The organism is Hydrocarboniphaga sp. (assembly GCF_965279055.1).
In the GTDB taxonomy this organism is placed as follows: Bacteria; Pseudomonadota; Gammaproteobacteria; order Nevskiales; family Nevskiaceae; genus Hydrocarboniphaga.
Genome location: NZ_OZ257125.1, coordinates 702,956 through 725,485 on the forward strand (window position 1 = coordinate 702,956; position 22,530 = coordinate 725,485).

Annotated in this window: 20 protein-coding genes; 10 read left to right on the forward strand and 10 right to left on the reverse strand. The window is 62.5% G+C overall.

Going from position 1 to position 22,530, the window contains the following annotated elements; genetic code table 11:
• Positions 1–4: 4 nt before the first annotated feature.
• From msrP to ACQZF9_RS03320, 3 genes are read right to left on the reverse strand one after another with little or no spacing between them, the layout of a single operon-like run.
• Positions 5–961: a protein-methionine-sulfoxide reductase catalytic subunit MsrP gene (msrP, locus tag ACQZF9_RS03310; protein WP_428311849.1), complete on the reverse strand. Its 957-nt coding sequence runs from the start codon at positions 959–961 to the stop codon at positions 5–7.
• Positions 962–969: 8 nt separating this feature from the next.
• Positions 970–1,605 (reverse strand): helix-turn-helix domain-containing protein, encoded by a 636-nt coding sequence (locus tag ACQZF9_RS03315; RefSeq protein ID WP_428311850.1) that lies wholly within the window; start codon positions 1,603–1,605, stop codon positions 970–972.
• The gene (locus tag ACQZF9_RS03320) at positions 1,602–1,859 is read right to left on the reverse strand and encodes a hypothetical protein (protein WP_428311851.1); all 258 of its coding nucleotides are present in this window, start codon (positions 1,857–1,859) and stop codon (positions 1,602–1,604) included. Before ACQZF9_RS03320 ends, ACQZF9_RS03315 begins: the two co-directional genes overlap by 4 nt.
• A 194-nt stretch (positions 1,860–2,053) precedes the next feature.
• On the opposite strand from ACQZF9_RS03320, the gene ACQZF9_RS03325 reads away from it, so the two are divergent.
• The 4 genes from ACQZF9_RS03325 to ACQZF9_RS03340 all read left to right on the forward strand — a co-directional run bounded on the left by ACQZF9_RS03325 (position 2,054) and on the right by ACQZF9_RS03340 (position 4,229).
• Complete coding sequence (locus ACQZF9_RS03325; RefSeq protein ID WP_428311852.1) at positions 2,054–2,599, forward strand: hypothetical protein; 546 nt, start codon at positions 2,054–2,056, stop codon at positions 2,597–2,599.
• A 290-nt stretch (positions 2,600–2,889) separates the two neighbouring features.
• A complete protein-coding gene (locus tag ACQZF9_RS03330) occupies positions 2,890–3,270 on the forward strand; it encodes a DUF3237 domain-containing protein (RefSeq protein ID WP_428311853.1) in 381 nt (126 codons plus the stop codon).
• A gap of 2 nt (positions 3,271–3,272) precedes the next feature.
• Entirely contained in the window at positions 3,273–3,662 is a 390-nt protein-coding gene (locus ACQZF9_RS03335; RefSeq protein WP_428311854.1) for a limonene-1,2-epoxide hydrolase family protein, read from the forward strand.
• A gap of 78 nt (positions 3,663–3,740) precedes the next feature.
• Positions 3,741–4,229: a hypothetical protein gene (locus ACQZF9_RS03340; RefSeq protein ID WP_428311855.1), complete on the forward strand. Its 489-nt coding sequence runs from the start codon at positions 3,741–3,743 to the stop codon at positions 4,227–4,229.
• 4 nt (positions 4,230–4,233) lie between these two features.
• On the opposite strand, the gene ACQZF9_RS03345 is transcribed toward ACQZF9_RS03340, so the two are convergent.
• From ACQZF9_RS03345 to ACQZF9_RS03365, 5 genes are all read right to left on the reverse strand, one after another.
• A complete protein-coding gene (locus tag ACQZF9_RS03345) occupies positions 4,234–5,160 on the reverse strand; it encodes an SDR family NAD(P)-dependent oxidoreductase (protein ID WP_428311856.1) in 927 nt (308 codons plus the stop codon).
• A gap of 54 nt (positions 5,161–5,214) precedes the next feature.
• Positions 5,215–6,474 (reverse strand): acetyl-CoA hydrolase/transferase family protein, encoded by a 1,260-nt coding sequence (locus ACQZF9_RS03350; RefSeq protein WP_428311857.1) that lies wholly within the window; start codon positions 6,472–6,474, stop codon positions 5,215–5,217.
• 15 nt (positions 6,475–6,489) lie between these two features.
• Complete coding sequence (locus ACQZF9_RS03355) at positions 6,490–7,767, reverse strand: enoyl-CoA hydratase-related protein (protein ID WP_428311858.1); 1,278 nt, start codon at positions 7,765–7,767, stop codon at positions 6,490–6,492.
• 123 nt (positions 7,768–7,890) lie between these two features.
• Positions 7,891–8,682, reverse strand: a complete 792-nt coding sequence (locus tag ACQZF9_RS03360) for an enoyl-CoA hydratase-related protein (RefSeq protein ID WP_428311859.1) — start codon at positions 8,680–8,682, stop codon at positions 7,891–7,893.
• 51 nt (positions 8,683–8,733) lie between these two features.
• Positions 8,734–9,498, reverse strand: a complete 765-nt coding sequence (locus ACQZF9_RS03365; protein WP_428311860.1) for an SDR family NAD(P)-dependent oxidoreductase — start codon at positions 9,496–9,498, stop codon at positions 8,734–8,736.
• Positions 9,499–9,853: 355 nt separating this feature from the next.
• Here ACQZF9_RS03365 and ACQZF9_RS03370 point away from each other — a divergent pair, with 355 nt between their 5' ends.
• The 3 genes from ACQZF9_RS03370 to ACQZF9_RS03380 all read left to right on the forward strand — a co-directional run bounded on the left by ACQZF9_RS03370 (position 9,854) and on the right by ACQZF9_RS03380 (position 12,726).
• A complete protein-coding gene (locus ACQZF9_RS03370; RefSeq protein WP_428311861.1) occupies positions 9,854–11,020 on the forward strand; it encodes an acyl-CoA dehydrogenase family protein in 1,167 nt (388 codons plus the stop codon).
• A 128-nt stretch (positions 11,021–11,148) separates the two neighbouring features.
• Positions 11,149–12,366, forward strand: coding sequence for an acyl-CoA dehydrogenase family protein (locus ACQZF9_RS03375; protein WP_428311862.1), 1,218 nt, complete (start codon positions 11,149–11,151; stop codon positions 12,364–12,366).
• Positions 12,367–12,459: 93 nt separating this feature from the next.
• Positions 12,460–12,726: a hypothetical protein gene (locus tag ACQZF9_RS03380; protein ID WP_428311863.1), complete on the forward strand. Its 267-nt coding sequence runs from the start codon at positions 12,460–12,462 to the stop codon at positions 12,724–12,726.
• 484 nt (positions 12,727–13,210) lie between these two features.
• Here the strand turns inward: ACQZF9_RS03380 and ACQZF9_RS03385 are convergent, their stop codons facing one another.
• Both ACQZF9_RS03385 and ACQZF9_RS03390 read right to left on the reverse strand, forming a co-directional pair.
• Positions 13,211–15,961, reverse strand: coding sequence for a PEP/pyruvate-binding domain-containing protein (locus ACQZF9_RS03385; RefSeq protein ID WP_428311864.1), 2,751 nt, complete (start codon positions 15,959–15,961; stop codon positions 13,211–13,213).
• Between the two features lie 61 nt (positions 15,962–16,022).
• Entirely contained in the window at positions 16,023–16,700 is a 678-nt protein-coding gene (locus tag ACQZF9_RS03390) for a TetR/AcrR family transcriptional regulator (protein WP_428311865.1), read from the reverse strand.
• A gap of 540 nt (positions 16,701–17,240) precedes the next feature.
• Here ACQZF9_RS03390 and ACQZF9_RS03395 point away from each other — a divergent pair.
• The 3 genes from ACQZF9_RS03395 (at position 17,241) to ACQZF9_RS03405 (ending at position 22,385) form a co-directional block, all read left to right on the forward strand.
• Positions 17,241–19,802, forward strand: a complete 2,562-nt coding sequence (locus ACQZF9_RS03395) for a TonB-dependent receptor (protein ID WP_428311866.1) — start codon at positions 17,241–17,243, stop codon at positions 19,800–19,802.
• 65 nt (positions 19,803–19,867) lie between these two features.
• The gene (locus tag ACQZF9_RS03400) at positions 19,868–21,265 is read left to right on the forward strand and encodes an OmpA family protein (protein WP_428311867.1); all 1,398 of its coding nucleotides are present in this window, start codon (positions 19,868–19,870) and stop codon (positions 21,263–21,265) included.
• A gap of 175 nt (positions 21,266–21,440) precedes the next feature.
• Positions 21,441–22,385 (forward strand): DUF7064 domain-containing protein, encoded by a 945-nt coding sequence (locus tag ACQZF9_RS03405; RefSeq protein ID WP_428311868.1) that lies wholly within the window; start codon positions 21,441–21,443, stop codon positions 22,383–22,385.
• The last annotated feature ends 145 nt before the right edge of the window (positions 22,386–22,530 follow it).

The following is a 22,530-nucleotide window of genomic DNA, read 5'->3' on the forward strand; positions in this document are numbered from 1 at the left end:
CACTTCAGTACTGCGTACGCAGATTCATTCCGGTATACAGCGAGGCCACTTCGCTGTAGCCGTTGAACATCAGCGTGGGTCGCTTGAACATCTCGCCGATTCGCCGCTCGGTCCTCTGACTCCAGCGTGGATGGTCGACCTGCGGATTCACATTGGAATAGAAGCCGTATTCCGCCGGGTTCATCAGATTCCAGCTCGACGCTGGCTGGCGCTGCGTGAACGTGATCCTGACAATGGACTTGATGCTCTTGAAGCCGTACTTCCAGGGCACCACGAGCCTTAGCGGTGCGCCGTTCTGGTTGGGCAATACGCGACCGTAAAGGCCGACGGTCATCAGCGCGAGCGGATGCATCGCCTCGTCTATGCGCAGCCCTTCCCGGTACGGCCAGCCCAGGATCGAACGCTGCTGTCCCGGCATCTGTCGTGCGTCCAGCAATGTGGTGAACGCGACGAACTTGGCCTTGCTGGTCGGCTTGAAGCGTTTCAGCAGGTCGGCCAGTGCAAAACCCGACCAGGGCACCACCATGCTCCAGCCTTCGACGCAGCGCAGCCGATAGACGCGCTCCTCCAGATGATTCGGCCGCACCAGCGCATCCAGATCCAGGCGCCCCGGCGATTCGCACTCGCCGTCGATCTCGACAGACCAGGGACGGGTGTTGAAAGCGCCGGCGTGCTTGGACGGATCGGCCTTCTGGCTGCCGAATTCGTAGAAGTTGTTGTAAGTCGTGATGTACGCGTAAGGCGTGAGTGCTTCGCCACCGGCCAGGTTGCGTGCCTGCGCGAGCGGCCACGGCAGCGGTGCGGTGGGCTTGGTTTCGACGGCCTGTGCCGCGTGTGGGAGTGCCGCGCCGACGGCCGCGAGGCCCATCGCCGTCATTAGCTCGCGGCGGCTTAGATAAACCGTCTCCGGCGTGATCTCCGATGGTAGAACCGGATACCGCGGCGGTCTGCGGATCAGCACCAAGGCCGTCAGTGACCCGCGCGACGGCGGAACTGGCTCGGCGTTTCGCCGGCGAAGGAATGGAAAACCTGGGTGAAGTGCGATTGGTTGCTGAAGCCAACGTCGAGTGCGATCTGTATCAGACACAGCGAGGTTTCACGCAGCATCTGCTTGGCTTTCTCGACGCGTCGCTGCGTGACGTAGCGATGCGGCGACATGCCGGTGACCGCGCGGAAGCGGCGCGCGGAATGAGAGCGGCTGACGCCGACCTGATCGGCGAGATCGTTTAACGACAGGGGTTCGGTCAGGCGTGAGTCGATGAAGTCGAGCATCGCATCGAGCTTCAGGCCCGATTCGCTATTGGGGATCGCCTCGACGCCGTCCGGCATCACCGGTTTGACGAAGCCGCGCATCAAGTGCAGCACCAGCGCGCGGGCTGTCGCGTGCACATAGGGAAAGTTGAACGAGCCACCGCTACGCGCTTCGCTCAGCAATATCGGTATGCAGGAGCTGGCGAACTCGTCTTCGAACGCGAAGCGAAAATCCGGCACCGCCGACGACGTGGATTCCGACAGGCCGCGCAGCAGCTTGCCGGGTACGTGGATCGACGAAAAGCTCACCTCACCGTCGATTCGGTACTCGACCTTACGACCGGCCGGGATCACGCTGATGAGCCGGGAATCGAGGTCTTTTCGCTCAACGGGCCGTTGCAGGCCGCACGCACCTTGCGTGAACCATCACTATGGTTTGCCACGACAAAATCGTCGTTCTCGTCGAGATTGAAGCCGTCCAGCGACGGCAGCTTCCACTCGCACACCGACAGCCCGCCCCAGGCCTGCTGATCATTGACCAGCGTCGGGGGCGCGCGCAGGCCCCGGCTGAAAGCATCGACGGCACGCAATCCGCACAGTTCGCCCATCGTGTATCTCCTGGCACCGCTGCGCCGGAGTCGGCTCCGTCGTCGTCTGCTCTTGCGAGCACTTTTTGATTATCCGCGCGAGCCGAATTCGAAAGAATCCGTGTCATGGCGCCTCATAAGCTTACCTCAATCGACAGCGGATTCCACGGCGTGTCGCCTGGATGTCGAGCCGCCCCGCTTGTTGGAGGACAGCGTTGATCACCGCAAGAGATGTCGAGTTCCACACCCCGAGTGATGCCGACCATCGACACGCCGAAACCAACTGGTTCTGCTTCTACAATCCCAAAGAGAAGTTGATGGGTATCATCTACACCGTAGCCCGTCGTGGTATCGGTGTGCAGTCCTGCGACGTGTCCTTGTACGTCGCGCTGGTGGGCAACCGGGCCGAGATCTTCGTGCCGTCGATGGGCGGCTCGCATGCGCATTTCGGCAAGGACATGACGATCAAGTGGATCAACCACTGGGATCCGAGCAAGCCGGTCGACCAACAACACGGCCTGGCGCAGGGCTACGTCATGGAAAACGGCCAGGTCTACGGGCTGACGGATTTGGAGCTGACCACGCACCGTATCGGCAACGTGATCCATTCGGTGGAGTCTCTCGCCACCGACAAGCGCGGCAAGCAATTCCACGCACATGGCATGGCCGAAGTCGGCGGTCCCTGGATCTGCCATGTCGGTTCGCTGGTGTACGCCGCGCCATGTCGCTGGACCCTGTCGTCCGGCCACATCACCTTATAAGCATTCAAACCAGCGATCAGGAGGAGAAACAACATGCAGATCGTGGACAAGGACCGGCCCTCGCCGGAGTTGACCGCATCGATGCGTGAACGCTTCGAGGTCGAGCGCGAGGTCGATCGTGCGCTCACTTACAAAAAGGAGAAACGCTCGGGGCCGGCTTACACCAAGCTACCGTTGGAGACGCTGGTAGGCGGCCTCAAATCGCTGATCGCCTCGCAGCTCAAATTGCCGTTCGAGATCAACAACGCTCACTGGCTGGCCGGCGGCGCATCCAAGCTGCAGGTCGGCCGATGGGGGCACGCATGTGCTTCCAGATGGGTGGCGGCAACGTCGGCGGGGAGCGTCTGCGTGGCCGCTTTCTCGGCGGCGGCGACTGGTTGCAGATCGGGCCAGACGGCTACGGTCGCGTCGACGTACGTGGTCAGATCGAGACTCACGATGGCGCCTACATCTACGTCAGCTATACGGGCTTTCTCGAAATGAACGCAGCGCTGAGTAGCGCGCTCGGCAGCGGCACGGAGACCCAGTTCGCCGATGCCTATCTGCGCACCTCGCCGCGGCTCGAATGCGGCGACGCGCGATATGCCTGGGTCAACCATACGCTGTTCGTGGCGGCGGGTCGGCTGCTCGGCGGCGGCCACGTCGAATATCGCGTGTATCGAGTGCTGTGATCATGGCAAACCAAAATCCGGAGTCCGTGGTGCGGGCATTCTTTGCCGAGCTTGGTCAAGCTGGCGGACTGATATCGGCAGTCCAGACTTACATGGCCGACGATTGCCGCTGGGAGAACAGCGGCCTGCCCAGCGCCGGCAACAAGCAGCAGATCCTGGCGATGATGCAGGGCTTCATCGACGGCTATCGATTGCATGCCCTGGTCATCGACGTGGTCGCTGTGGCGGTGGCGGGCGATGTCGTGCTGACCGAACGCGTCGATCATATGGATACCGCCGACGGCACACGTCTGCTGTCGTTTCCTTTGGCCGGAACGTTGACGGTACGCAACGGCCTGATCGTGCGCTGGTCCGATTACTTCGATCCGCGGCCGTTGTTACCAGCCAGCTGAGCCGCGTTACATCGGGGGCGCAGCGCGGCGTTATGCTATTGCGCTGATCGGATTTTGTCCGATCGTTCTGGAGTGATCATGTCGCTGCGCAATGGCTTGCTGGTGCTGACTATTACTTTCACGGTGACCGGCTGTGCCAGTTACGCCAGCACCGATCTGGTATCGGCTGGCTATCAGGAACAGCGCGACGGTTATTACGTCAAGCTGGGCGAGATCAAGGATCTGAAGACCGGGAACGCGTTGAAGAAATCCTATCGCGACAAGCCCGGCCAGATGTCGATTTATGCCAATCGGCCGTTACTGGCGCAGCTGGTCTGCGGTCAGAAGGCCGGCGACATCGGCAACGGAATCGCCAGCCGCTTCATCCAGCTGAATCTCGAGCCGGATGCGCATGTCAGCTTCGCGCCGCTGGCGCACAACAGCGCCGGCGTCTCCAACTGCAAGGTTCTGGTCAACATCGTCGATGTCGACGGAGCTTATTCCCTGCACGAATTCGATCGCGTCGTCACCGACGCAGTCGAGGGCCGCGACGTCTACGGCTACGTCGAGGCGCCACCGAAGCGCTGAACCGCTACACCGGGTCCCAGGTAAACACGTCGCCGGACTTGTGCAGCGGATAGAAGTCGTTCTGGAACTGAGGGAACACGCGGTCGACGATCGCCTCCGGCGTCCAGCCCTCGGCGGTGTGCGCGGTGCGGATCGGGCGCGGCTGCGAGAACAGGTAGATTTCGTTATTGCGCACGCCAAAGATCTGGCCGGTGACGTGCTTCGCTGCATCCGATCCCAAAGCCGCGACGAAAGGCGCGATCTTCTCCGGGATCAGTTTCTTCAGGCCTTCGACGCGCTTTTTTTGTTCCGGCGTTTCGTCTGGAATCGAGCTGACCATGCGCGTCCACGCGAACGGTGCGACCGCGTTGGAGCGCACGCCGAAGCGCTGCATGTCCAGTGCAATGGCTTTCGACAGGCCGACGATGCCGAGCTTGGCCGAGCAGTAGTTTGCCTGGCCGAAGTTGCCGACCAGGCCGGAGGTGGAGGTCATGTGCACGAACGACCCGCCGCCCTGTTCCTTGAAAAACGGCGCGGCCGCGCGGCTGGTATTCCAGCTGCCCTTCAGGTGCACCGCGATTACCGCGTCGAATTCTTCCTCGCTCATCTTGTGGAAGATCACGTCGCGCAGGTTGCCGGCGTTGTTGACCACCATGTCGATACGCCCGAACTTTTCGCGCGCCGCGGCGATCATCGCCTGTGCGCCTTCGAAGCTGGCGACGGAGTGAGTGTCGGAAATCGCGTCGCTGCCCAGCGCCTTGATCTCGGCGACGACGCTGTCGGCCGGCGAGTCACCGGTGCCGTCGCCGGTCAGCGACACGCCCAGATCGTTGACGACGACGCGCGCGCCGGCCTTGGCCAGCTCCAGCGCAATACCGCGGCCGATACCACGGCCGGCGCCGGTGACCAATGCGACCTTGCCGGCCAGCAGTGGAGTAGGGGAGTCGCTCATATTCAGGTTCCTAGTTGCGATGCTTCTGTTTTTATCTGGACGCGATGGCAACGGTCAGAGCCGCTTCATAAGCTGCGCCCAGGCTTGATTGAGGCTGTCGTGAAATGGCGGTGCCGCGATGGCGATCAGGCGCCGGGCGCGCTCGGCAAGCGATACGCCGCGCAGTTCGGCGATGCCGTATTCGGTGACCACGTAGTCGGCGTCATGCCGCGGGACGGCGATAGCGGTGTTCGGCCCCAGTGTCGGCACGATGCGACTGATGCTGCCGTCGTCGGTCGCCGCCGACAGCGCGATGATCGAGCGACCGCCGGGTGACAGCCCCGCACCGCTCACGAACGCCGGCAGACCGCCGACGCCGGCGATCAGCTTGCCGCCGACCGAATCGGCGTTGACCTGGCCGAACAGATCCACCTCTACGCCCGAGTTGATCGCGCAGAACCGCGGAATCGCAGCCAGCCGCCGCACATCGTGAGTCTCGCTGACCGGCCGGAAGAAGAAGCTCTCGTCCTGGGCAATGCGCTGGTAGAACGCCGCGTCGCCGAGTGCAACGCCGGCCTGGATCGAATTGCGCCCGTCGATCACGCGACGGTCGAGCAGTTGCAGCACCGGTGGCGACACCATGCCGGAATACACCTTCAGATTCCGATGGTCGGCCAGTGAGGCCAGGATCGCCGCCTGCAGTTTGCCGACACCGAATTCAAGCGTATCGCCTTCGCGGACCAGGCTCGCCACCAGTGCGGCGTGTGCACCCATCGCCGCGCTGGGCGTACCGCCGTCGAAAGCGAGCACCTCGCTGTCGGCATCGCAAACCGCGTGACATTCGTCGAGGCGCACGACGAATGAGCCGCTGGTCCATGGCAGCCTGTGATTGATCAGGCCGACACGCTGGTGCGCACGGTGCCAGACGGCGGGCAGGAAATCGTAGGCGGGCCCGAGCGAGCACAGCCCGTCTTCGTCGGGCGGCGTGATCTGCGTGAACGCGACGTCGATCGGCAGATTGCGGAGATCGCGATAGATGCCGGGATAATCCAGCGGCAGCAATTCCACTCGCCCGCTATGCAAGCCGGCGCGCAGACCGGGTTGCATGAAGTAGCCGCGCTGCCGCGCTTCCGCATGCAGTCCCAGGTAGTCGCTGCGATTGATGCCGGGAAAATGCGCGCCGACGAAGCGTACGCCGGCTGCGGCATGGGGCTGAGCCTTCAATGCCGCATACAGCGCTGCGCTCTCGCCCGACACCCCGGGAACATAAACCGTCATGCCCGGCGCGAGCCCGGCGAGTACCTGGTCGATCGACTGAGTCGGAGGTGTGCCCATGGTCGCGGCGGTGCGCTAGGCGGCGGCCAGGGCTTCCAGCGCGCCCGGCACCGTGAACAGTTCCGGGTCGTGCCGCGCGGCGGCGGCGGCGAGTTCGCGAACCCTGGTGCCGCCATGCTGACGCAGATAGGTAAACGGCCCGCCGGTATACGACGGGACCAGGCCAGCCGTTACCACGGCGACGTCGGCGAGCTCCGGCTGTTCGGCCTTGCCGGACTCCGAAGCGCGCAGCGCCGCGAGCGCCGTCGCGAGCACCGTCTCTTCTTCGCTGAGCTTCAGCGATTTCGCCCGATCCTTCGCCGCCTTGATCACGACCAGCAGCGAGTCGCCGCCTTCGGCGTAGACGCTGGTCGGCGCGAGCAAGCCGGCCTTCGCCGCCTTCTGCCGGTTGAGGAACAGGGTTCGCACCATGTTGCCCGCGACCGGGTCGCGCATCAGCTCCACGAAGATGTCCATTTCGCGCGTGCTGGCCTCGGTCATCGGCAGGTTCCAGCCGCCGACCACGCAATCGATGATCGCGTTGTATGCCGGGTAATACTTCAACTGGTAGTCGCTGATGCCGATCGCCTTGGCAATGCTGGCGAACGCGGTGTTGCGATTACTGAAATCGAAAGGCCTGGCGTCGAAGCGCGCCCCGCTGCGATCCCAGCGCGCCTGCGGCGCGCTCAAGACCTTCGCACGACGCCTGGCTGCGGGGACGAGCTGATCCGGCGCGACGACTTCGTCGACCAGGCCGAGTGCCAGCGCCTGCTGCGAACCGACGGGCTCGCCAGTCAGCAGCATTTCCAGGCCTTTTTCAGTTCCGATCAGTCGCGGCAGACGCTGTGTGCCGCCAGCGCCGGGCAGCAGCCCGAGCTTGATTTCCGGCAGGCCGAGTTGCACGCCCTTGTCGTCGGCGGCAACACGTTCGTGGCAGGCCAGCGACACTTCCAGACCGCCGCCGAGGGCGAGCCCGTTGATCGCGGCGACATAGGGTTTCCTGCTCAATTCGAGGCGGCGGAACAGCCGGCCGAGATGCCCGAACAGTTCATGCAGTTCCTTGGTCGAGCCCGTGCGCGCCTGTTCCGTGAACATTCGTATCATGTCGAGATCGGCGCCGGCGATGAAGGCCGGCTTGCCGGACGTCAGCACCACGCCCTTGATGGAAGCGTCCTGCTCGACGCGCTTCATCAGCGCTTCCAGCGACGCCATCATGTCGGCCGAGAACACGTTCATCGTGCGGCCCGGCATATCGATGGTCGCCAGCAGAATGCCGTCGGCGTCGATATCGGTGCGGATATTGGGGTCTGTCATCGGGTGACTCGCCGATTGGCCCTCTCCCAGGTGTGGGAGAGGGTGGCCGGGGGGCGGGGAGAGGGTTTGAGGCCTTGAAGAAAAGCCCGTCTCTCGTCGCGTATCGACGAGAGCCAGCGTGCCTCAGACGAACTTCTTGAAGTCCGGCTTGCGCTTCTCGTTGAAGGCACGCACGCCTTCCTTGGATTCTTCAGACTGGTAATAGCCCTTGACCGCGGCTACGCCCATGAAGCTGATGCCGCGGATGTTTTCGCTGTCGGCGTTGAACGAGCGCTTGGCGATCGCGATGGCGGTCGGCGACAGCAGATTGATCTCGGCAGCCCAGGCTTCGCACTCGACGTCGAGATCGTCGTGCGGCACGACCTTGTTGACCAAGCCCATTTCCAGCGCCTCCTGGGCTTTGTAGCGGCGGCACAGGAACCAGATTTCGCGCGCCTTCTTTTCGCCGACCATGCGCGCGAGATACGCGGTGCCGAAGCCCGGGTCGACCGAGCCCACTTTCGGGCCGACCTGGCCGAACTGCGCTTTCTCCGAGGCGATGGTCAGATCGCAGATCGTCGCGAACACGTTTCCACCGCCGATCGCAAAGCCCTGCACGCGCGCGATGACGACCTTGCGGCAATCGCGAATCGCGCTCTGCAGTTCCTCGATCGGCAGGCCGACCATGCCGCGCGGTCCGTAAAGGCCGTCTTCGGAAAGATGCACTTTCTGGTCGCCGCCGGTGCAGAAAGCCTTGTCGCCGGCGCCGCCGAAAATCACCGTGTTGACGCTCTTTTCCTCGTCCGCACGACGGAACGCGACGATCAGCTCCTCGACCGTCTGCGTGCGGAAGGCGTTGAATACTTCCGGGCGGTTGATGGTGATGCGCACGGCGTTGGCGCCGACTTCGTAAATAATGTCTTTGAATTCGCTCATCGGTTTTCTCCCAGAACTTGATGCTGTGTTTGTGTGGCCGGCCCGTATGGCTCAGACCATGTTCAGGCCGCCGGAGACGCTGATCGTCTGGCCGGTCATGAAGGCGGCGTCGTCGCTGGCGAGAAACGCGACCAGCCCCGGATAGTCGCTCGGCTCGCCGATGCGGCCCAGCGGCACGCCGCGGACCATCGCATCGCGAATCTTCTGGCCTTCTTCGCCGGTGCCGACGAAGGCGTCCATTGCCGGCGTATTGGTCGGGCCGGGCGCGACGCAGTTCAGCGTCACGTTCTTGCGCGCCACTTCACGGGCCAGTGCCTTGGCAAAAGCGATCGTCGCGCCCTTGGTGCCGGAATAGACCACTTCTCCGCTGCTGCCGACACGGCCGGCGTCGCTGGCGATAAAGATCACGCGGCCGCCGCCGCGCGCGACCATGCCCTGCACGACGGCATGCGTCATGTGCAGCGGCCCCATGTAATTGATGTCGACGACCTTCTTCCAGAAATCCGGCGTGGTCTTCAGAAACGGCATCGGCTTGTCCCAGCCGGCATTGTTGACCAGCGCCCAGGTCGGGCCGATCTTGGCTTCGATCTCGGCAACCCCCTTCTTGACCGCTTCGTAATCGGTGATGTCGCAGATCGCGGCTTCTGCTGTCCCGCCGGCGGCCTTGATGCTTGCGACGGCGTTCGCCGCGGCTTCCGCATTCATGTCGAGCACGCCGACGATCATGCCTTCTTCGGCAAGCCGCGTTGCGATCGCCAGGCCGATACCGCTCGCAGCGCCCGTGACCAGGGCGACTTTATCTTTTAGACCGCGCAAGAGAATTCTCCTTCCTGTTGACCGATGAGCGCCTGGAATCGGTCCGGGCGTCCCAAAATATAGTATGTGTAGCTACTAGTATGCGTCCATGGTTGCTCCGAGTCGAGATGCAAGCCGCAACCGACGCTTGTTTGGGAAACAAAAAAGCCAGGACTGATAAAACTAGTATGGACGAATATCGTATTGAAGAGGTATGGTATCGTACGAATCGGATCGTGACGGCGGGAGTCCGCATGACTGAGTCAGAAGGCTAGAAAAAATCTGACCCAAAATCGCGCGGCGCGACGGCCGCAAGCTGCGAGCCGTCGGAAGGTTCCCGTGATCGTTGTCTGTTTAAGTGGCCCTGGAGTTTTTGATGGACTTTGCAGTTAATCCCGATCATCCGGCGATCCGCGAGGGCGTTGGCAGTGTCGTGCGCTCTTTCAGCGACGAGTACTGGCTGGCCCGCGATGACGACGGCGAATTCCCGCGCGAATTCCATCGCGCGATGGCCGACGGCGGCTGGCTCGGTCTGACGATGCCGGAAGAATACGGCGGCAGCGGCCTGGGTGTGACCGAGGCGATGGTGATGATGCATGAGGTCGCCAGCCACGGCGGCGGCATGGCATCCGCATCCACTGTGCATATCAACCTGTTCGGTCCGCATCCGATCGTGGTGTTTGGTACGCCGGACCAGAAAGCACGCTGGATTCCGCGACTGGTGGCCGGCCAGGATCAGTGCTGCTTTGGCGTGACGGAACCGAACGCCGGTCTGAACACCACCGCGATCAAGACCTTCGCGCAGAAAGTGCCCGGCGGCTACATTGTGCACGGTCAAAAAGTCTGGACCTCGACCGCGCAGGTCGCCAACAAGATCATGTTGCTGACGCGCACTACCAAGATAGAAGACTGCAAGCGGCCCACCGACGGCATCAGCGTTTTCTATACCGACCTGGATCGCTCCAAGATCGAGGTCAAGAAGATCCCGAAGATGGGCCGCAAGGCGGTCGATTCCAATTCGATCTTCATCGACGGCCTGTTCATTCCCGACTCCGATCTGATCGGCGAAGAGGGCAAGGGTTTCAGCTACATCCTTCACAGCCTGAATCCGGAGCGCGTGCTGATCGGCGTGGAGGCGATCGCGATTGGGCAAGACGCCCTGCGCCGCGCCTCAAAGTACGCGCGCGAGCGCATCGTGTTCGATCGCCCGATCGGCATGAATCAGGGCATTCAGCATCCGCTGGCGGAAAAGTGGATGGCACTGGAAGCGGCGTATCTGATGGTGTCCAAGGCCGCCTGGCTGTACGACCAGCATCAGCCCTGCGGCGCCGAAGCCAATGCCGGCAAGTTCCTCGGTGCGCGCGCCGGATACGACGCCTGCCTGCAGGCGGTACTGACCTTGGGCGGCTTTGGTTACGCCAAGGAATATCACGTGGAGCGCCTGCTTCGCGAAGTCACGGTTACCCGCATCGCGCCGGTTACCGAGCAGATGATCATGAGCTTTATCGCGGAAAAAGTGCTGGACCAGCCCAAGTCTTATTGAAGCGGCGGTTGGCTGCCGGGTCAGGCGACCTGGTTTCAAGGGGGGAGATGAAGCCAGGCTATCCAAATGATATGGCTTCATACAAAATAATTGGCGGCGACAAGCCGCCCCGAATCTGGAGTCGCTAGATGTTCGAACGCAATCTGTTCCGGGAAGAGCACGAGATGTTCCGCGATTCCGTGCGCAAGTTCATCGATAAGGAAATCGCGCCTTATCACGGCCAGTGGGAAGCAGACGGCGTCGTGCCTCGCGAACTGTGGTTGAAGGCGGGCCAGGCCGGCCTGCTGTGTTGCACGATACCCGAGGAGTACGGCGGCCTGGGCCTGGACTATCTGTTCGACGTGGTGGTGTTCGAGGAAATGGCGCGCAGCGGCTTCACCGGTCCTGGATTCCTGATCCACTGCGATCTGGTGTCCACTTACGTCAAGTCGTTCGGTACCGAAGAGCAGAAAAAGCACTGGCTGCCGAAGATGGTCGACGGCACCGCGATCGGTTCTCTCGGCATGACCGAGCCCCATGCCGGCTCGGATCTGCGCAACATCCGCACGCGCGCCGTTCGTGACGGCGACCACTACATCATCAGCGGGCAGAAGGTCTTCATCTCCAACGGTCAGCTGTGCGACGTCCTGGTGCTGGCGACCAAGACCGACAGCGTCGCCGGCGGCAAGGGCATTACGCTGTTCCTGGTCGACACTTCGACGCCAGGGTTCAAGCGCGGCAAGAATCTGGACAAGCTCGGCCTGAAGGCGCAGGACACCTCGGAACTGTTCTTCGACAACATGCGCGTACCGGCGAGCGCCATGCTCGGCAAGGAAGGCGAAGGCTTCCAGCTGATGATGACCAAGCTGGCGCAGGAGCGTCTGGCGCAGGCGATCCGCTCGGCCACGGTGTCGGAACATCTGGTTGAACTGACGGTGGAATACACCGGCAACCGCAAGGCCTTTGGCCGCACCATCGGCGAATTCCAGAATACCCAGTTCAAGCTGGCCGAGCTGGCAACCGAGGCGGTGATCGGGCGTGTATTTACCGATCACTGCATCAAAAAATTCATGGATGGCGAGCTCGACGAAGTCGATGCCGCGATGGCCAAGATGTGGCTATCGAACCTGCACTGCAAAGTCACCGACGAATGTCTGCAGCTATTCGGCGGCTGGGGTTACATGTGGGAATACCCGATCGCACGCGCTTTTGCCGATGCGCGCATCGTCAAGATTGCCGGTGGTTCGATCGAGATCATGAAGCACATCATCGGCCGCTCGCTGTTCCGTGACGTGATGAGCCGCAACAAGTCGGAGTCTCCGGTTGTCGCCAAGCTGCCGGAAGGAAAACTGCAGGTCGGCAGCTGATTGGGACTACACGCGGTTTTTTGCGACTCAAGTGGTAGCAGCCGCTGTTGTCCACTCAGGTAGCAGCTCCCGCGCTGGCGTTGCCCTATCCGCATGAAGGGCATCATCCATGGTCAGCATGGATGGCGACCTGCGCTGCTAGCGTTTCGTGGTGCAATTGGCGCGCAGCCGCACGTCTCCGCCACAGCTGGTGTCAGCGCTGACCGGAAATTGGCTGAACTGCATGCGGCCATCGAGACAGATTTCGATCTCGTCCAGCCGCTGACGCGAGCAGCGCAGTGCGATCGCGTCTACGTTAAGCTCGGGATTATGCTGCTCGAACAGCCTCAGGATATCCACACGATTGAGCGCCGCCGGTAAATCCTCGCGGCTCAGCTCTAGCGGCACCGAGACGCGGCGGCCGGCTAGATCGAACAGCCTGAAATAGCGCTGCGCGTCGTCGATGCAGCCGCCCTGCTGACCGCACAGTTCTTACGGCCGTGCGATTCATTGTTGCCAGGGATAAGTGTTCGGCCACCTCGGCCTTAAGCGGTGTGGCGTCGCGGCAGCCGCAATAGCTGCTGGCCGAAACGGGTACCAGCCAGCGCGACAGCAGCAGGCGCGTGCCGGTGCATTGGGATTCCTTGGAAGAAGGCTTGCGGCCGCAGTACTGCGGCGACCATGACAGGCGCAGGCTCCATTGACAGGCGGTCGCTGCCGGCGAATGCAGCGGTGCCGAATGCCGCGGCGATCAGCACCCGCCGGGGCAGCGCGGTTTAGCATGAGATGCTCCTGTACGCACAAAAAAAGCCCGGCCCTTTGCATGCGCAAAAGGGCCGGGCCGTTTTACCGCTCAGCCAGTGGCTCAGGCCGCCTGGTCGAGCACCTCGTCGTCATCGCCGTGGATGATGACCAGGCCCTTGTCGCCGTCGAGTGTGATCATCGCGCCGTCCGGCACCAGGCGCAGCGCGCCCTCGATCTGCACGCCGGGCAGGCCGTATTCGCGCGCCAGCAGCGCGCCGTGCGAGATCAGGCCGCCGGTTTCCAGCACGATGCCCTTGATCAGCATGAACACCGGCGTCCAGCCCGGGTCGGTGGCATGCACGATCAGGATTTCGCCCTTCTTGACGCGGCCGATCTGCGACAGTTCATGCACCACGCGCGCGATGCCGGTGACCTTGCCGGTGCTGGTGGTCTTGCCGCGCAGGACGCCGTCGCCGGAGATTTCCGGCTCGTCGATCGGCGCCGGACGGCCACCCTGGATGAACGGCGCCGGATGCACCTGCTTCTTGTCGATCTTGTGGAAGTTCTTGCCGCGCACGTCGATCTTGGCACGGGTCAGGCGCTTGTTCTCCTTGCCTTCGAGCACCAGGTACAGCTCGTCCATGGTCAGGAAATACGCTTCCTTGTAGTGATTCAGGCCGCCGCGCTCGACGCAGCGGCGACCGATTTCCTCGAACGCGAGCTTGATGCAGTAAGTCGACCAGTCCATGACTTCGCGCTCGTTGTCGCGGAACTCCAGACTGTTGTGCGAGAAGTCGATCAGGAACTGGAACAGCTTGGCCTTGAACACGCCCATGCCCGGCTGCGATTTGAGGTTGTCGTAAACGTGCTTGATCGTCTCCTCGAGCTTGGCGCGCATCTTCTCTTCCATGATCAGCGGATCGGGCATGCCCATCAGGCCCGGCAGCATGCGGAAGTCGACCATGATGCTGTCGGCGCGGCGGTCGAAGTAGATGTCGCGGTCGGGGTGGCCGCGATGGCCGCGCAGCCGCACGTGCTCTTCGTACCTCTTGCGGAACGCCGGGCCGTCGACGCACTGATCCAGGAAATTGAAGAAACGCTCGTCCGGATATTTCTCGAACAGCGACAGCAGCTCCGGCGACTTGTAGATGAAGTTCGCCAGTTCCCACGATGCGTGATTCTCGATGCCGGTGATGGTCGGATGGCGCGTGCCGGTCATCAGGTCCATGAAGATCGTCGGACGGCCGCCGGTGTACCAGTTCTCGGTGATCCAGCCGATCCAGCCCAGGCTTTCGCCCATGTACCAGAGCAGGCCGTACCATGGCGGATCGTAGGACGCGACTTCTTCTCGGATGACGTCGCTGAGCAGCTGTTTGACCTCAGCGTCGGACATCGCGCCGAGTTCAGCACGAGTGCGCGGGCGCGTGTAGTTGCGATAGTCCGGGCTCTTGATGAACTTGTCGCGGATCGCCTTCCACCAGGCCAGGCCCATGTCCGGACGCATGGTTTCGGTGCGGTTGAAGAACTCGATGTAGCGCTCCCAGTCGAACGGCGCGGCCATCGCTTCTTCGTGGTACATCTTTGGAATCTTGTGCAGCATACCGGCCCGCAGCTGCGGCGGGATCGAGCCCTTGATGCGCTCCAGATCCGCTTCGACGTTGTAGTACGACACGCCCTTGTAATACGTCCACAGGCGGCGTGAGGAGTAGTCCTGCTCGGGGAAGCCGGCCACCTGTACGCCGACGCTATGGCACTGGTTCAGGCCCCAGCAGCGCCACGAGAACATCAGCGGCGAAATCGCGCCAGTCCACATTTCCTCAGGAAAAACTCGTGACCAGATGGTATCGAAACGCACCGCGTCGTCGTTGCCCTGGACGCTTTCGGTGACGTCCGAGTCCCAGGAGAATTCGACGCCGGTGATCGGGCGCGACTGCAGCACGTAGAACTTGCCGCCGGCATAGCCCCACTCGATGTCCTGCGGGAAGCCGTCGTAGGCTTTCTGGATCAGTACGCCGATCGCGGCGAGCTGCCCGACCTGATCGTCGTTGAACGTGAACACGGCGGACTTGGCTTCCGGCACGTCGGCGTGGACAGTGCCTTTGCCGGTGTCCGGATTGCGGATCACCATGACTTTCTTGGTGCCGAGCGTGCGGTTTAGCACCTTCAGGCTCTTGTCGCGCACGATGTATTCGTCGGGCGTGACGATACCCGATACCACGGCTTCGCCAAGGCCCCAGCTTGCGTTGATGAAGATCTGGTCAGTGGCGGTGTTGATCGGGTTGCCGGTGAACATCACGCCGGCGACTTCGGATTCGACCATCATCTGCACGACCACGGCGATCGACGGAAACAGCGTGAAGCCCTGGGTTTTGCGATAAGCAACCGCGCGCGCGGTCCACAGGCTCGCCCAGCAGCGCTTGACCGCGTCGATGACGTCGTCGCCACCGCGGATGTCCAGATAGGTGTCGTGCAGGCCGGCGAACGAGGCGCCGTCGAGGTCCTCTGCGGTACCGGAGGAGCGCACGGCGACGTAAAGTTGATCGCCGAGCTTGGCATAGTCGGCCTTGATGATGTCAGCGATATTTGCTGGCACCTCGGTGGAGGTGATCAGGCTGCGGATTTCGGCGACGGCCCTGTCCAGCGCATCGGCATCGGCGTAGTTCACCTTCGACAGCATCGATACGACGCGGTCCTTGATCCCGGCGATGTGCGCCGTATAAGCCGCGGTGCCGACGACGTAGCCCGGCGGCACGTCGAAGCCTTTCTGCGTCATGCGGCCGAGATTCGCACCTTTGCCGCCGACTATGTCCAGATCGGTTGCCGACGGCTCGGCAAACCAATGGGTGTAGACCACGCTTTCGCTATCTGACATCTGTCTTCCTCCAATCATGTCCTTCGCTGCAGAAAAACGAGGACGGGTTACCGCCATGCGTCTACATGGCGACGTTGGGCGGCGCTGTTATCGCGGCCGCCATCATTTCGATCGTGTCGTCGAACAATTCGTCGATCGGCAAATTCAATTCATCGCGGCGTCCGGCATGCTGGATGAAGGTGTTCAGGAACATCGTTCCGACTGCTTCCAAACGCAGCCACAGGCGGCGTTCTCCGAGAAACGAAAGACGCTTGCGCAGCAATTCGATCGCGGCGCGATAGCTGGCGCTGTTGGGGCTTTCGTAATCGATCGGATGCAGTACGCCGCGCGGCCTGTGAGTCGCGAGGTACGCGGCATGCAGCTTCAGATAGCTGATCTGGTGCAAATCGCGATACAGCCGGAAATTCGGCTCGAAGCAGATGCGGAGAATCCAGCGCAGGTCGTTGAGGCGGCCTTGGGCATCGGCCTGCTCAATCATCGCTTGACGCTGCGGCTGTAACTGTCCCTCGCGCAGTTCGAAGATCGCCGCCAGCAAGCCAAGCTTGTTGCCGAAGTGGTACTGCACGGCGTTGTTGTTCTTCTGGTGCGCGGCCTGGCTGATCGCGCGCAGACCGACGGCATCGATGCCGAAGTCGCCGAACAGTTTCTCTGCAGAATGAATCAGGACCATGCGAGTGCGCTCACTCTTTCCAGCTGGAGCATCGCTCGCGACCGAGTCGGCGGACGAAGCTTTTTTCATCGTTTCCCCTTTAGGGCGCCGAGTTTCTGCCGCCTCCCTATTTATGTCAACTGACTTAATAATATTTTTACCAATAGGTAAATTATCGGCGTTTTTGGTTCTTGACATGGGATATTTCTCTAATTTATAAGTTCGATGACTTAAAACAGCTCACGGCCCAACGAAGGCCGGAGCGTGTGCCTGGAGGAGTGTCGCCGTAATTCTGATGCCTGTTGGTCGTGGATGTCGCGCAGCCGATGTCTGGCTGCCGAATCTCCCCGGTCATGGGCCGCGCCGAGATCGCAGCCCGCTGCGTGCATCGGCCAGGAGCGCCGCGCCACCTCTCCAGACAGCTGCAACAGCTGTATCACGTCGTGCGATGGGAGAGAGAATATGAGCAACAGCGCAGCGCCCGCATCACGCCTGTCGACCAATTCGTTGGCGCCGCCAGGCAACCCGTTTGCGGTCGGCCATTCACATTCGTAAGAAAAACGTGGTTGGGCCTTGAAGGTCCCGACCGCCGCAATGCGTGTGTCGTACAAAAAACATCATGGAGAACGTATGCGACTACTAGAAGGGGCGCTCGCCGCGAGCGTGCTGCTCAGCTCATCAATGACGCTGGCGCAGCAGAACACCGGCACGGAGGAACTCGGTGCAACCGATGCAACGAACGCTAGCGGAGCTGCCGCCGCCGCCGATTCGCCTGCTGCTGCGCTGCCGGAACCCAGCAGCGAGCCGCTTCCGCCGAGCGGCGATGTCGCCGCTTCGGTGCCTGCGGCGCCGCCCGCCGACGCGCCTGCCGAGGCTGAACCGACACGCGAGCGCGCGCGCAGCGCGTTGGTCGAAGAGGTGATCGTCACCGCGCAGAAGCGTGAAGAAAAACTCGCCAACGTGCCGATCTCGATCCAGGCTTTTAGCCCGGAAGCCCTGGCTGCGCGCGGTATCGAAAGCCAGCTGGGCTTGACCCGCGCGGTGCCCAGTCTCGACGTCGGCAGCCAGGCAGGTTATGCCACGATCTTTCTGCGCGGCATCGGTACCGAAGCGTTCCTGACCGCCGATCCAAGTATCGCGAGCTATGTCGATGGCGTGTACTTCCCGTTCTCTCCGACCTTCATCCAGGATTTCGCCGGCGTCGAAAGAGTCGAAGTGCTGAAGGGCCCGCAGGGCACCTTGTTCGGACGCAACGCGGTCGGTGGCGCGATCAGCGTCACCAGCAAGGCGCCGGATTTTGCCGCTCCGTCGACCAGCCTGGAGATGACCGTCGGCAACGACGGCCTGCTCAAGCCGCGCATCTATACGAACGTCCCGATCACGGACAACTTCGCGATGAACCTGAGCGCGTATTACTCCAATGCCGAGTCGTACCTGGAGGGCACCACCGCGGGACAGAAACCGCGAGACGAAATTAGCCAGGGTGTTCGCGTCAAGGCGCGCTGGGCGCCGCTGGATGAGCTCGATATCACGCTGGGCATGGTGCGCACCCGGAATCAGGGCAACGGTGCGGCTGGCGTCAACCTCCATCCAAGCCCTCTCGGACAGCTTGCGGGTATCCAGGCACCGGACAATCCGCGTGCGGTCGAATCCGATGAGCGCCTATACGGCGTCTCCGATACGCAGCTGTTCAGTGGCCAGATCGTTTACAACGCGCCTTGGGTCGACGTGAAGCTGCTCGGCAGCCAGCAGCACGACAGTCTTCTCTACAACTACGACTTCGACAGCTCGCCCGAACCGCTGGTGTCGTTCGATGTGCCCGGCCATCCGGCGGACATCCGACAGGGCGAACTGCAGCTGATCTCCAACGATTCGATGCCGTATGACGACTGGCTCAAGCTTACCGGCGGCGTATTCCTGTTCCACAACATCCAGGGCTTCAACCCGGTGGAAGTCACGGTCGCCAACTTCGATCCGACATCGCCGTCTAGTCTGCTATTCGGCACCTCGTACACCGACTTCCTGCCGCAGGGCACCATCGACCAGCTGACCGAGGCCTTCGGTCCGAACGGCCTGCTTGCGCAGATCGCCGGCGGCGCACTGCCGGATGGCCGAGCGTATCGTGTGCGCGCTGTCGCGCGCATCGAAACGCAGTCGGCCGGTTATTACCTGCAAAGCACGATGAAGTTCACCGACTGGATGTCGCTGACGCTTGGCGGCCGCTACCAGAACGAAGAACGCAGCGTGTATCGCTCGAGCATCGATGTCGTCGCATTCCAGACCGCGATCGGCGAAACCCTGCTGGATCGTCCGCCGATCGTCTGGCAGAACGCGCGTGACGCCGATGGCAACGTCGTGCCCAACCACAAGCGCACCAAGGGCTTCTTCCCGAAAGTCACCGTCGACTTCCATCCGTTCCTGGACGACACGCTGGTGTTCGCGTCCTACCAGACGGCGAAGAAAGCCGCCGCTTTCAATGCGTTCGCGATCTACCTGCCGCCGCAGTACATCAAGCCGGAGGAAACCACGGCCTATGAACTGGGCCTGCGCACCTCGCTGTTCGATGGTTTGACGCGTGTCAGTGCCGCGCTGTTTCGCTACGACATCAAGAACCTGCAGACGCAGTACGTATCGCTGGCTTCGGGTGGCGCTCTGGCTTTCGAAAACGCTCCGAAGGCACATTCCACCGGTATCGATTTCGACGCGACCACCGAGTTGTTCCCGAACCTGATCGACGGCCTGGCGATGTCGCTCAACGGTGCCTTCATCGATGCGAAGTTCGGCACGTATACCAGCGCGGCGGGCTACAGCAAGACCACCGGCCTGTTCAGCCCGAACAACGACTTCAGCGGCAACCGCCAGACGCGCACGCCGAAGTTCTCGGGCACGGTGTCGCTGAGCAAGTTGTGGGTTGAAGGCAACAATGAAATCGAGCTGGGTTCCAACTACTACTACAACAGTGGTTTCTACTACAGCGCGTCCAACGATCCGAACTACGAGCAGAAGTCCTACGGCCTGGTCGGCGCCTACGCGCGCTATCAGTACACGCCCTGGCATCTCGGCATTCGCGTGTTCGGTAACAACCTCACCGACAAGTTCTATACGCAGGGCGTGATCTCGACCGACTTCGGTGGCGTGTTCACCATCGCGCCGCCCATCACCTACGGCGCCACCGTTTCGTGGGAGTTCTGAGCATGAACGCCCATCGCCCCAAGGATTGCAGCCACGATCAAGAACCGGCTACGGAAATCTCAACCATGCATGACTCTCGCCGCGCGCACAGCCTCGGCCTGGCGCTAGCCAGCGCCCTGTTCATCGGACTTCTCGGCCACGCTTCAACGGCAGCAGCCGACGATGCGCCTACGCCGTTCTATAAGGGCGCCTACGTCTCGCCCATGGCCAGCGGCGTATTCCCAACCGACAAGACGCCGCTCGACAACGGCTACGGCGGCATACTTGCCGGTGGCTATCGAAGTAACTTCTACGCGATGGAAATCGCGCCGACGTATGGCGAGCAGAAGCCGGGCACGTTCAAGGGCATTGCGGTCAACGGCCTGCTGTTCCCGTTCCAGGGCCTGCCGAATCTGTACGGCACCATCGGCCTGTCCGGCATTCAGTACACCGACTACAAGGCCGACGGTGACAAGCTGCACTTCAACACCGTCAACGTCGATGGCGGTGTCGGCTACCTGCTGCCGCTGTCGGTCGGCCGCTACGACTTCGCGATCCGCGCGGAAGCGCGTTATCGCGTCGGTCGCCGCGAGAAGGAATACAACGATCGCGACATCGATATCGACGCGCCTCGCCGCTTCGAGCCGGTGCTGGTCAATGTCGGCCTGTATCTGCCGATCGGCCTGACGCCGCCGCCGGCGTCGCCGCCCGAAGTGGCCGCCGTGGTGCCAATCGCCAAGGCCTGCTCCGACGGCGCCGACAACGACGGTGACGGCAAGTCCGACTATCCGGCCGATCCGGGCTGCGGCAGCGCCGACGACGATGACGAAACCGATCCACCGGCCTGCTCCGACGGCAAGGACAACGATGGCGACGGCAAGATCGACTTCCCGGCCGACGCCGGCTGCAGTTCGCAGGAAGACAACGACGAAACCGATCCGTGCAGGGCGCCGTTACCGGGCGAGCGCATGTCGCTGGCGGGTTGCGGAACCGGTGACCTGATCGTGCTGCAGGGCGTGACCTTCGAGTTCGACAAGTCGCGCCTGACGCCGAACGCCAAAGTCATTCTCGATGGCGTCAGCGACGAGTTGATCGCGCACCCGAATATCCTGTTCGAAATCGGCGGGCACACCGACTCGAAGGGCTCGGACGAGTACAACCAGCGGCTGTCTGAGCAGCGCGCCCACTCGGTACAGCGTTATCTGAGCGACAAGGGCATCGAGGCGCGCCGCATGACCGCAGTCGGTTACGGCGAAACCCAGCCGGTGGCCGACAACGACACCGACGAAGGGCGCGAGATGAATCGCCGCATCGAGCTGAAGATCACCGGCAGCGACGCGATGCCGCCGGTGTCGAGCGCAGGTCCGGCACCATCGATGGAAGCGCCGGCGGAAGCGGCAGCGCCCGCCGAGCCGGCCGTAGTCGAGCCTGCTGCTGCGGGGTCGGCTGAGCCAGCCGCCGCCGAGACGACGCCGTTCAACTAGCGGTGATGTTCGCCCGGTGACGCCGCGCGCGTCGCTGCGTCACCGGGCCTGCGACTTTCATGCCGGCCGGTACCCCTCCGACCGCACTCTCCCCCGGTATCGTGTCGGGGGCTTTCTATTTTCTCAGGCGGCGCGCCGCTGCGCCGCCTGCGCTGACGTCATAGCGAGGTTTTTCATGCGTACGACGCTGCCGTTCCGCAATCTGCCGACGCTGGATCCGGCCAACGACGGCCGTCACCGGCTGCGCGATCTGCCGCTGGAGCGCGAGTCGATCCCGTACACCTTCGTGCTGCCCGATCAGCAGATCGCCGCGTTCTGCTATACCTGGGTCAACAAGGATTCACTAGCCGGCTCGGCTTTCGTGCTGTTCGGCAAGGGCGTGGGCGACGCGCCGATCGCAGAAGCCGTCGACGGCATCAAGGTGCCCGAGGTCATGAACTTCGACGACTGGCGCGTCGGCACCGTGCACCTCCAACACGACCTGCAGTTCAACAAAGCCGAGTTGCGCCTCGAAGGCGAGCGCGCCGGCATTCATGCGCGTTTCGACGCGCTGCATCGACCCTACGCCTATGGCTTTCATCCCGACGGCTGCCCGGATTACGCGGCGACCAACCGCATCGAGCAGGCCGGCCGCGTGCACGGCACGGTGCGCATCGGCGCGCGCGAGATCGCGTTCGACTCCTTCGGCGCGCGCGATCACAGCTGGGGTACGCGCGACTGGCAGATGCCGCAGCACTGGAAGTGGCTGCACGCGCAGGCCGGCCCGGACCTGTGCCTGCATTTCTGGCAGTTTTATGCGCGCGGAAAGGTCGAGCTGCGCGGCTACGTGCTCAGCGAAGGCGTGATCGCCGAGGTCGACGATCTGGTGATCGATTTCGCCGTCGATGACCAGTGCAACCAGACCCACATCGAGCTGCAGCTGCACGACTCGGCGGGCCGCATCACAAAAATGACCGCCCACAACTATGCGCATTTTCCGCTTGTGCCAGGCCCGCACACGGTTCTCAACGAAGGCGCGATGATCTGCGAGATCAACGGCCGTACCGGGGTTGGCTGGTCCGAGTTCATGTGGCCGAGCACGTACCTTGAGCACATGCGCGCCCGGCGCGCGGCCGGATAAGCGCGTTCGCAGCCCGCCGCGACGCCGGCTATGGACAATCCGAGCGCGTCAATGCAAGCCTCGGGTTTGCGGCGGCAGGCAAGGGTCGGCCGTAAACGCATAGAATCGTCATGCACCCGGCGCCGCTGCTGTGGCGGCTGTCCGC

Coding starts and splice junctions, on each gene's coding strand:
- ACQZF9_RS03350 (WP_428311857.1), bottom strand. CDS start 6,474: ATGGGCACACCTCCGACTCAGTCGATCGACCAGGTACTCGCCGGGCTC.
- ACQZF9_RS03405 (WP_428311868.1), top strand. CDS start 21,441: ATGCGTACGACGCTGCCGTTCCGCAATCTGCCGACGCTGGATCCGGCC.
- ACQZF9_RS03355 (WP_428311858.1), bottom strand. CDS start 7,767: ATGACAGACCCCAATATCCGCACCGATATCGACGCCGACGGCATTCTG.
- ACQZF9_RS03395 (WP_428311866.1), top strand. CDS start 17,241: ATGCGACTACTAGAAGGGGCGCTCGCCGCGAGCGTGCTGCTCAGCTCA.
- ACQZF9_RS03380 (WP_428311863.1), top strand. CDS start 12,460: ATGAAGGGCATCATCCATGGTCAGCATGGATGGCGACCTGCGCTGCTA.
- ACQZF9_RS03375 (WP_428311862.1), top strand. CDS start 11,149: ATGTTCGAACGCAATCTGTTCCGGGAAGAGCACGAGATGTTCCGCGAT.
- ACQZF9_RS03330 (WP_428311853.1), top strand. CDS start 2,890: ATGGGGGCACGCATGTGCTTCCAGATGGGTGGCGGCAACGTCGGCGGG.
- ACQZF9_RS03360 (WP_428311859.1), bottom strand. CDS start 8,682: ATGAGCGAATTCAAAGACATTATTTACGAAGTCGGCGCCAACGCCGTG.
- ACQZF9_RS03400 (WP_428311867.1), top strand. CDS start 19,868: ATGCATGACTCTCGCCGCGCGCACAGCCTCGGCCTGGCGCTAGCCAGC.
- ACQZF9_RS03370 (WP_428311861.1), top strand. CDS start 9,854: ATGGACTTTGCAGTTAATCCCGATCATCCGGCGATCCGCGAGGGCGTT.
- ACQZF9_RS03335 (WP_428311854.1), top strand. CDS start 3,273: ATGGCAAACCAAAATCCGGAGTCCGTGGTGCGGGCATTCTTTGCCGAG.
- ACQZF9_RS03320 (WP_428311851.1), bottom strand. CDS start 1,859: ATGGGCGAACTGTGCGGATTGCGTGCCGTCGATGCTTTCAGCCGGGGC.
- ACQZF9_RS03340 (WP_428311855.1), top strand. CDS start 3,741: ATGTCGCTGCGCAATGGCTTGCTGGTGCTGACTATTACTTTCACGGTG.
- ACQZF9_RS03385 (WP_428311864.1), bottom strand. CDS start 15,961: ATGTCAGATAGCGAAAGCGTGGTCTACACCCATTGGTTTGCCGAGCCG.
- ACQZF9_RS03390 (WP_428311865.1), bottom strand. CDS start 16,700: ATGAAAAAAGCTTCGTCCGCCGACTCGGTCGCGAGCGATGCTCCAGCT.
- ACQZF9_RS03345 (WP_428311856.1), bottom strand. CDS start 5,160: ATGAGCGACTCCCCTACTCCACTGCTGGCCGGCAAGGTCGCATTGGTC.